We start from the raw sequence: 8,627 nt of genomic DNA, 5'->3' as shown, positions 1-8,627 counted from the left end.
TATCGTCAGCCTGACATCCTTTGCCGGCTTTGCAATTCTTGTCGTGGCCGGCCTGTTCGGCAGCCGCGATCCGCTCTCCAACCCGCTGCCCCTCACCATCTGGACGCTGCTCTGGGTCGGGCTGGCCTTGCTGCAGGGGCTGTTCGGCAATCTCTGGTCCTGGCTGAACCCCTGGTACGGACCTTGGCGTGTCATCTCGCGCCTGTTCGGCAAGCGGCGGACATGGCGCCCGCCCCCTTGGCTCGGCTGCTGGCCAGCCGTCGCGCTGTTCTTCGCCTTCGCCTGGTTCGAGCTGATCGACCCGGCGCCCGACGATCCGGCGCGGCTCGCCTGGGTCGCCGGCCTCTATTGGCTGCTGAGTTTTGTCGCCATGCTGATGTTCGGCTACCGCGGTTGGAGCCGGCACGGCGAGTTCCTGACCGTCTTGTTCGCCATGGTGGCGCGCTTGGCCCTCCTTGAGCGCAATGAAGACGGCCGGCTCAGTCTGTGTTGGCCGGGCGCCAAGCTCAGCAATGCTGCGCCGCTGTCGATCAGCGGCCTTGCTTTCCTGTTGCTTGCGCTGTCGTCGGTCTCCTTCGACGGTCTGTCGAAAACCTTCTTCTGGCTCGGCCTGTTCGGCATCAATCCGCTGGAGTTTCCCGGCCGCACGGCGGTGATCGGGATCGGTACTTTCGGGCTCGTAGCGACGTTTGTCGTGCTCGCAGCCGCGTTCATCCTTGCAATTGTGCTTGGCCGGCGTCTTGCCGGCAGCCCGCATTCCCTCGGTCAGGCCGCCGGGCTGCTGGTATGGTCGATCGTGCCGATCGCGCTCGCCTACCATGTCGCGCATTATCTGACGGCGCTGCTGGTCGATGGCCAATACGCCATCGCCGCTCTTTCCGACCCGTTCGCGCTTGGCTGGAACCTGTTCGGCACCGCCGGCATGCAGATCGAAGCCGGCGTCGTCGCCGGCGCTGGCTCGGCGTGGTGGCTGTGGAATCTCCAGGCCGGCGTCATCATCGCCGGCCACATGCTCGCCGTGCTCGTCGCCCATGGCCTCGCCTGGCGATTGCACCCGGTTGCTGCTCGCGCCGCGCTCAGCCAGTTTCCGCTCACCGTGCTGATGATCGCCTACACGATGTTCGGCCTTTGGTTGCTTGCCACGCCGGCGGCCGGATGAGACAAAAGCCCGGCTCAATGGCGTCGATTGATCCTTGGGGAAAGCTCGCTTGCCACATCAGGGCTTTGGTGATTTAGTTTGTACACATGCAATTTCGGCGCTCTTACCAAGAGTGGCCCGCCTCGCTACAGCCATTGGTCAAACTCAAAAAATAAGGGGAACTGCCGTGACTGACAAGAATGGGTTTTTCGATCTCTCCAAAACCGGCCTCACCCGCCGCACCGCGCTGAAGGGGTTGGCCGCGGGCGCCGGCCTTGCCGTTGCGCCCGGGTTCGTACGTTACAGCCAGGCGCAAAGCTCGGCGCCGATAAAGATCGGCTTCCAGTCCCACCGCACCGGCATCGGCGCCGCCTATGGCCGCTGGTACGAGAGGACTACCGCCGCCGCGGTCAAGGCGATCAACGAAGCCGGCGGCATCAATGGCCGGCCGGTCGAGGTGATCATCGAGGATGACGGCACCGATCCCGGCCGGGGTGCCGAGGTGGTCGGCAAGTTCGCCACCCAGCACAAGACCGACATCGTCTTCGGCACGCTGTTTTCGCACGTCGTCATCGGCTCGGCGCCGGCCGCCGGCGAGGCCAAGATGCCCTATTTTGTCGTCAGCGAAGGCCACCACGTCGCCTCGACCAAGCTCAACCGCTACGTCTTCCAGCCCGGCATCACCGATGTGAAGAGCCAGATCCAGGCGATGGCGCCGTGGATCGCGGCGAATGCCGGCAAGAAGGTGACGCAGATTTTTCCCGATTTCGCCTTCGGCTACGATCATCGCGACTACCTGCCGCCGGCACTGAAGGCGCAAGGCGCCGAGGTCATCGCCCAGATCGCCATCCCGCCGACGGAATCGTCCTTCACCAAATATTTCCCGCAGATCCCGGCCGAGACCGAGGTGATCTACCACGTCATGGTCGGCCCGGCGGTGCTCACCTTCGTCAAGGAGCTCGGCGAGTTCTATGGCTCCAACCGGCCGCAGCTGTTCGGCTTCATCGATTCGCTCGAAGCCACCGACATCAACAGCCCAGGCCTCGAATTCCTCGACGGCAGCCATTTCTGGGAAGGCTCGCCGCGCTACGCGCAGCCTAGTGATTCCGCCGCGCAGAAGGCTTATCGCGCCGCCGTCGGCATCGACGACAATGGCGCTGCCGTCGGCGATCCCAAGGACGTCTCTACCGCCGCGCACATGTTCGGCTGCTGGGAAACGCTCTATGTCGTCAAGAAGGCGATGGAGGATGCCGGCTACAAGGGCCCGGAAGACCGCGCCAAGCTGGTCGAGGCGACCGAGGCCTTGACCGAATTCGCCGAGGGCCCCGAGCATCCGCAAGGGCCGAAGACCTTCAACGGCAAGATCCACCAGTGTTTCGGTATCCAGAACATCTCCAAGGTCGAAGGTGGCCGGCTGAACGTCGTCCATAAGACCAAGATTGAGGACGGCCTCTACGAGCCGGAAGGGGATTACACGTCGCAGGCGCTGTGAGGCGAAAAGTGAGGGTTCATTTGACCTTTGCTCTGCTTCGCACCTCGCTCTTTCGTGCCGGACATGTCCCCCTCAAGAAAGGGGATTGGCAGCTTTGGCGCGCTACAGCTTTGGATACTGCGTTGGAGTTCTGCGAAGGCGGTGACGAAAGCCAATCTCCCCCCAAGTGGGGGAGATGTCCGGCAGGACAGAGGGGGATGCTTCGCGCATCCGCTGGTGCCTAGGCGATGCACTTCGGACCTCATCTCCTCCTCGCCGCCCTTGAAGGCCTCGTCACCTCCGCCGTGCTAGCGCTGACCGCGCTAGGCCTGTCGCTGGTGTTCGGCGTCATGCGCGTCGTCAATGTCGCCCATGGCGAGTTCTTTATGCTCGGCGCGGTGCTTGCCTGGGCGATCTCGACGGCGATATCGGGCCATCCGGCGCTCGGTTTCCTGACCGCCCTGGTGCTGGCGCCGCTGATCGTCGGCCTGATCGCGCTGGTCGCCGAACGCCTGGTGCTGCGCCGGCTGAATTACAATCCGGAAGCCACCATCGTCGCCACCATCGGCATGCTCTACATCATCCAGCAACTGGCGCTGACCTTCTACGGTCCGGAGGCACGGCCGGTGGAGCCGCCCTTCAGCCACCGTATCCTTTTGCCGTGGTTCGGCTACTCCGGCTACAAGCTGTCGATCATCGCCGCGTCCGCGCTTCTGCTTCTCGCGACGTGGTTCGTGCTGACGCGTACGAAAATCGGCCTTGTCATGCGCGCCACGCAATATGACAGCGAGACGGCGCAGGCCTTCGGCATCCCGGTCGACCGCGTCTATGCCGGCGTCTTCGCGCTCGGCGCCATGCTGGCGGCGGTGGCCGCCGTGCTGATCGTGCCGATCAGCCAGGCGCATTATCTGATGGGGCAGGACCCGCTGCTGCTGTCCTTCATCGTCGTCATCATCGGCGGGCTCGGCTCGCTGCGCGGCACTGTCGTCGCCGCCGTGCTCATCGGCCTGTCGGACGGCATCATCTCGGTGTTCTTCTCGCCGACGCTGGCCAAGATCATCGCCACGATGCTGGTTGCCATGGTGCTGGTGTTCCGGCCGCACGGCCTGTTCGGGACGGCATCGCGATGAAGGAGGCTTCACCGGCAAAAGCCTACGCGTTGCATCTGGGCGTCATCGCCCTGCTGTTCGCCCTGAACTTCGTCCTGCCGGAATATCACCACGGGCTGCTCGCCCGCATCATGGTGCTGGCGGTCTTTGCCATGGGCTACAATATGCTGTTCGGCTATGTCGGGCTGCTCAGCCTCGGCCATGCCATGTTCTTTTCGGCGGGGCTCTATGGCGCAGGTCTTGCCGTCATCCATCTCGGCTGGAGCGTGCCGGCCGCCTTCGCCGCCGGGCTTGCTTGCGGCGCGCTTCTCGCGCTGGTGATCGGGGTGCTTGCACTGCGCACTTCTGGCGTCGCCTTCATGATCGTCACCATGATGTTCGCGCAGGTGTTCTACCTCATGATCCTCTATTTCGCGTCCTGGACCGGCGGCGACCAGGGCCTGGTCGTGCCGCAGTCGGCGCGTGTCCTCGTCTTTGGCAGCACGTCGCTCAGCCTCACCAACCCGACCATGCGCTACATGAGCGCGCTCGTCCTGTTCTCGATCGTGCTGCTGGTGACGCTCGCCGTCGTCCGCTCCAGGTATGGCCGTGTGCTGGTCGCCATCCGCGAGAACGAGGAGCGGACCAAAATGCTCGGCTACGACACGTTCTCCAACAAGCTCGCCGCGGTCGTCGTCTCCGGCACAATCTGCGCGGCTTCGGGCGCCGCCTACGCGCTGCTGTTCGGTTATGTCGGCTCGACTTTCGCCTCGGTGCAGTACTCCATCCTGCCGCTGCTCTGGGTGCTGCTCGGCGGTGCTGCGACCACGCTCGGTCCGCTGATCGGAACGCTGTTCATGTACTATGTCGTGGACATCACCAGCGGCTACACCTCCGCCTATCTGCTGATCGTCGGCATCGCCCTCATCCTGCTGGTGCTGTTCTTTCCCAAGGGCATTCTCGGCACCATCCGCCAGCGCTGGCTCGGATGGCTGCCATGATGCCGTTGCTGACGACCAAGGGCCTGTCCCGCAATTTCGGCGGCCTGCGCGCCGTCGACGGTGTCGACTTCGCACTCATGCCGGGCGAGATCCGCGCCGTCATCGGCCCCAACGGCGCCGGCAAGACCACCTTCGTCAGCCTGGTCAGCGGCCGCATCCAGCCGTCCACGGGCATGATCGTCTTCGACGGCACCGACATCACCAACCTTCCGGCCTACGCCAGGGTCCGCCTCGGCATCGCCTACACCTTCCAGATCACGAGCGTCTTTGCCAATCTCACCGCCTACGACAACGTTGCGCTGCCGGTGCAGCGCACGCTGACCGATGGCCGCTCGAAAGGCGCCGTGCATGCCGGCGTCATGGCGGCGCTGGAACGCACCGGCCTTGCCGACCGCGCCCACATGCCGGCCGGGCAATTGTCCTATGGCCACCAGCGCCTGCTCGAAGTGGCCATGGGACTGGCGCTGAAGCCGCGCCTGCTGATCCTCGACGAGCCGACGCAGGGGCTGGCCGACAGCGAGATCGACAATTTCATCGGGCTGGTGCGCGAAATCGCCAAAAGCGCCACGGTGCTTCTGATCGAACACAACATGCCGGTGGTCATGCAGCTTGCCGACCGCATCACCGTATTCAACGCCGGCAAGATTCTTGCTGAAGGCACGCCCGAGCAGGTCCGCGCCAATGCCGAGGTGCAGGACGCCTATTTGGGGACGACCCCATGACTGAAACACGGCCTGAAGCACTGACCATCTCCGGGCTCGACTGCTTCTACGGCGAGGTCCAGGTGCTCTACGGCCTCGACCTCGTGCTGAACAAGGGCGAGGTGCTTTGCCTGTTCGGCCGCAACGGCGCCGGCAAGACGACGACGCTGAAGGCGATCATGGGCCTCATTCCCTCACGCGCCGGCTCGATCAGGCTCGACGGCAAGGAATTAAGAGGCCTGCCGGCGCACGACGTGCCGAAGGCCGGCGTCGCCTATGTGCCGCAGGGCCGGCGGCTGTTCGCTGAGATGACGGTGGCGGAAAACATCGAGATCGGCCTGATGGCCCGCGGCAAGGGCAAGAATACGCGCGAAAACGTGCTCGACCTTTTCCCGCTGCTGCGCCAGCGGCTCAGGCAGCGCTCCGGCACGCTGTCCGGCGGCGAGCAGCAGATGCTGGCCATGGCCCGCGCCCTGTGCCTCGAACCACAGGTGCTTCTGCTCGACGAGCCGACCGAAGGGTTGATGCCGTCGATGATCGCCAGGATCCGTGAGACGGTGTCGAAGCTGCGCGACCTTGGCGTCTCGACGATCCTGGTCGAGCAGCGGGTCGATGCGGTGCTGTCCGTCGCCGACCGGGTCTCGTTCATCGAGAACGGCCGCAACCGCGAGACCGTCGATGTCGAGGAATTACGCGCCGACCCATCAGCGGTGCGCCGTTATGTCGGAGTAGGGTAGTCACCCGAAGAACAAAAAGCCGGCAAGCAAAAATATCGGGATCAGCACCGCGCCCGACCATGCCATGTAGCCGAAGAAGCCAGGCATCTTCACGCCGCGATGTCTGGCAATGGCATAGACCATGAAGTTCGGTGCATTACCGATATAGGTGTTGGCGCCCATGAACACCGCGCCGGCCGAGATCGCCGCCAGCGTCGAGGCGAAGGTAGTCATCAGATGCTGCGGATCGCCGCCGGCGAGCTCGAAGAACACCAGATAAGTCGGCGCATTGTCGAGGAAGGACGACAGCGCTCCGGTCATCCAGAAATAGGCAAAGTCGTTCGGCTCGCCCGTGGGCGAGCTGACAAGCGAGACCAGCGGCGCCAGCGCACCGTCCGGGCCGGCCCTGAGAATGGCGATGACCGGCACGATGCAGATGAAGATGCCGGCGAACAGTTTCGCCACCTCGGCGATCGGCTCCCAGTGGAAGTTGTTCGCCTGCCTGTGGCTTTTGTGCGAGACGCCGAGCGAAAGGAAGGCAAGAGCCAGAATGATGGCGTCGCGCACGAGGTTCTGCAATTCGAGGCTCACGCCCTGGACGGAGAAAGCCACGCCCGGCTTCCAGGTCGCGGAAAGCAGGATCGCGCCGATCACCCCGGCCAGCAGCGGGACGTTGGCCAGGCCTCGGATGCGCACCTCCGTGTCCGGTGTCGGATCCTTGATCTTCGGCGCGCCGGCCTCGCGGCGATGCAGGATCATGTCCATGGCCAGGAAGACGGCCAGCACCAAGCCGCCGACGAACAGTGTCTCCTGATAGAGATTCGCAGTGGTCCAGAAGAAATCGACGCCGCGCAGGAAGCCGACGAACAGCGGCGGATCGCCGAGCGGCGTCAGCGAGCCGCCGATGTTGGACACCAGGAAAATGAAGAAGATGACGACATGGGCGTTGAACGGCCGGTTGTCGTTGGCGCGCAGGATCGGCCGGATCAGGATCATCGAGGCGCCGGTCGTCCCGATGACCGAGGCGAGCATCGCCCCGATCAGCAGCAGCCCGGCATTCACCAGCGGCGTGCCGTGTATGTTGCCGGCGACGAGGATGCCGCCCGAAATGGTGAACAGCGCAAACAGAAGAATGATGAACGACATGTATTCGGTGAGCAGCGCATGCAGCACCGCCTCCGTGGCCGAAGGCATGCCGAACGCAACCGCCAGCGGCACGACCACAAGCGCCGCCCAGATGAGAGTGATCTTGCCGTAGTGATGCTCCCAGACATGGTGGAAGAGCAATGGTCCGGTGGCGATCGACAGAAGTAGGCCGGCAAAGGGCAGCGCCCACCACAGCGACATTGTTTCGCCGGGCAGCTCGTGGGCCTCGGCGGCGAGGGCTATTCCCGAAAACAGGGTTGCGGCTGCCACCACAGCGCCCGCCGTCAAAGCCGCCGCAAACCGCATAAGGCCCCCTCTGGAATCTTGTCTAATGCGATTGGTGATGTTCAAGCCAGCGTCACGCCGGCATCGCGCATTCGGTTCAGCATCGTCTCAAGTGAGCCACTGAGATTGATGCCGCGGCAGGCGTCGAGCCGCACTGTTATATGGAAGCCCTGCTTGACCGCATCGAGCGCAGAAAAGGCGACGCAGAAGTCTGTCGCCAGGCCGACCAAGGTCAGCGTGTCGATGCCGCGCTCCCGGAGATAGCCGGCAAGGCCGGTCGGCGTCGTCCGATCGTTCTCGTAGAAAGCCGAATAGCTGTCGATCTCCGGGTGGAACCCCTTTCGTATCACCAGTTCGGCCTTGGTCCAGGCGAGGCCCGAATGGAAATCCGAACCCAGGCTGCCCTGGATGCAGTGGTCCGGCCACAGCGTCTGCTGGCCGTAAGGCAGATCAATCGTTTCGAACGGCTGCTTGCCGGGGTGACTCGAGGCAAAGCTCGAATGGCCGGCGGGGTGCCAGTCCTGCGTCAGCATGACATGTTCGGTTCGCCGGATCAGGTCGTTGACCAGCGGCACGATCTCGTCGCCGCCGGCCACCGGCAGCGCGCCGCCCGGGCAGAAATCGTTCTGCAGGTCGATGACAACAAGCGCTTCGTCGGCCATGGAGGCCTCCTCTTGTTTGTCCCGGAGGCATGGCCCGAACCGGAAGTCTGCCAAGCGTGGAATCCGGTGTTCGAACCCGCGCTCCACCAAAAAATGCCGCTGACGCGACCGATTGCAGAAACTTGACCAGATGGCCGGCTGCGTCAACTCCAACGGCAAAACAAATGCGTGCCGCCGCGCCGATGCGGAGAGCGGCTCGAAACTCTGGCTTTGACAATTCCTGCCGGCTTGATATCATTTGCATACGAATGAATTTGACCGGTTCGGACGCCGGAAGGTTCCGTCGGGAAGCCCCTCTCGAGGAGGCCCTTTTTGGGAAGGCAAAGCGTGATCCGTTACGCGAAACCCACCACGGTCGACGAGGCGCTCGCTTTGCTTGGCGAGGCTCCGTGGCGCATCCTTGCCGGTGGCACCGATTT

General features: G+C 63.8%; 8 protein-coding genes and 1 pseudogene. 7 read left to right on the top strand and 2 right to left on the bottom strand.

Translation table 11 applies throughout. The annotated features are described in order from the left end of the window. The 6 genes from E5W87_RS30285 to E5W87_RS30260 form a co-directional block, all read left to right on the top strand. Positions 1 to 1,159: hypothetical protein (locus E5W87_RS30285; RefSeq protein ID WP_292406044.1), on the top strand; the 1,159-nt coding region annotated here is incomplete at its 5' end. 166 nt (positions 1,160 to 1,325) lie between these two features. Continuing rightward, positions 1,326 to 2,630 carry an ABC transporter substrate-binding protein gene (locus E5W87_RS30280; RefSeq protein ID WP_292406042.1) on the top strand — a complete coding sequence of 435 codons (1,305 nt, stop codon included), beginning with the start codon at positions 1,326 to 1,328 and terminating at the stop codon, positions 2,628 to 2,630. 227 nt (positions 2,631 to 2,857) lie between these two features. Further along, complete coding sequence (locus E5W87_RS30275; protein WP_292406040.1) at positions 2,858 to 3,739, top strand: branched-chain amino acid ABC transporter permease; 882 nt, start codon at positions 2,858 to 2,860, stop codon at positions 3,737 to 3,739. Next, positions 3,736 to 4,698, top strand: coding sequence for a branched-chain amino acid ABC transporter permease (locus E5W87_RS30270; RefSeq protein ID WP_292406038.1), 963 nt, complete (start codon positions 3,736 to 3,738; stop codon positions 4,696 to 4,698). The genes E5W87_RS30275 and E5W87_RS30270 overlap by 4 nt, the downstream gene beginning before the upstream one ends. Further along, positions 4,695 to 5,420 carry an ABC transporter ATP-binding protein gene (locus tag E5W87_RS30265; RefSeq protein ID WP_292406036.1) on the top strand — a complete coding sequence of 242 codons (726 nt, stop codon included), beginning with the start codon at positions 4,695 to 4,697 and terminating at the stop codon, positions 5,418 to 5,420. The genes E5W87_RS30270 and E5W87_RS30265 overlap by 4 nt, the downstream gene beginning before the upstream one ends. Continuing rightward, positions 5,417 to 6,136 carry an ABC transporter ATP-binding protein gene (locus tag E5W87_RS30260; RefSeq protein WP_292406033.1) on the top strand — a complete coding sequence of 240 codons (720 nt, stop codon included), beginning with the start codon at positions 5,417 to 5,419 and terminating at the stop codon, positions 6,134 to 6,136. Before E5W87_RS30265 ends, E5W87_RS30260 begins: the two co-directional genes overlap by 4 nt. Here E5W87_RS30260 and E5W87_RS30255 read toward each other — a convergent pair whose 3' ends face one another. Next, complete coding sequence (locus E5W87_RS30255; RefSeq protein WP_292406030.1) at positions 6,137 to 7,567, bottom strand: sodium:proton antiporter; 1,431 nt, start codon at positions 7,565 to 7,567, stop codon at positions 6,137 to 6,139. A gap of 41 nt (positions 7,568 to 7,608) precedes the next feature. Next, on the bottom strand, positions 7,609 to 8,208 hold the full coding sequence (gene pncA / locus E5W87_RS30250) for a bifunctional nicotinamidase/pyrazinamidase (protein WP_292406028.1): 600 nt from the start codon (positions 8,206 to 8,208) through the stop codon (positions 7,609 to 7,611). Between the two features lie 327 nt (positions 8,209 to 8,535). Between pncA and E5W87_RS30245 the strand changes: the two are divergent. After that, positions 8,536 to 8,627 (top strand): annotated as a pseudogene (locus E5W87_RS30245) (xanthine dehydrogenase family protein subunit M); the annotation flags it as partial.

Source organism: Mesorhizobium sp., from assembly GCF_004962925.1.
Taxonomy (GTDB): domain Bacteria; phylum Pseudomonadota; class Alphaproteobacteria; order Rhizobiales; family Rhizobiaceae; genus Mesorhizobium.
This window is presented reverse-complemented; position numbering and strand designations above follow the sequence as displayed.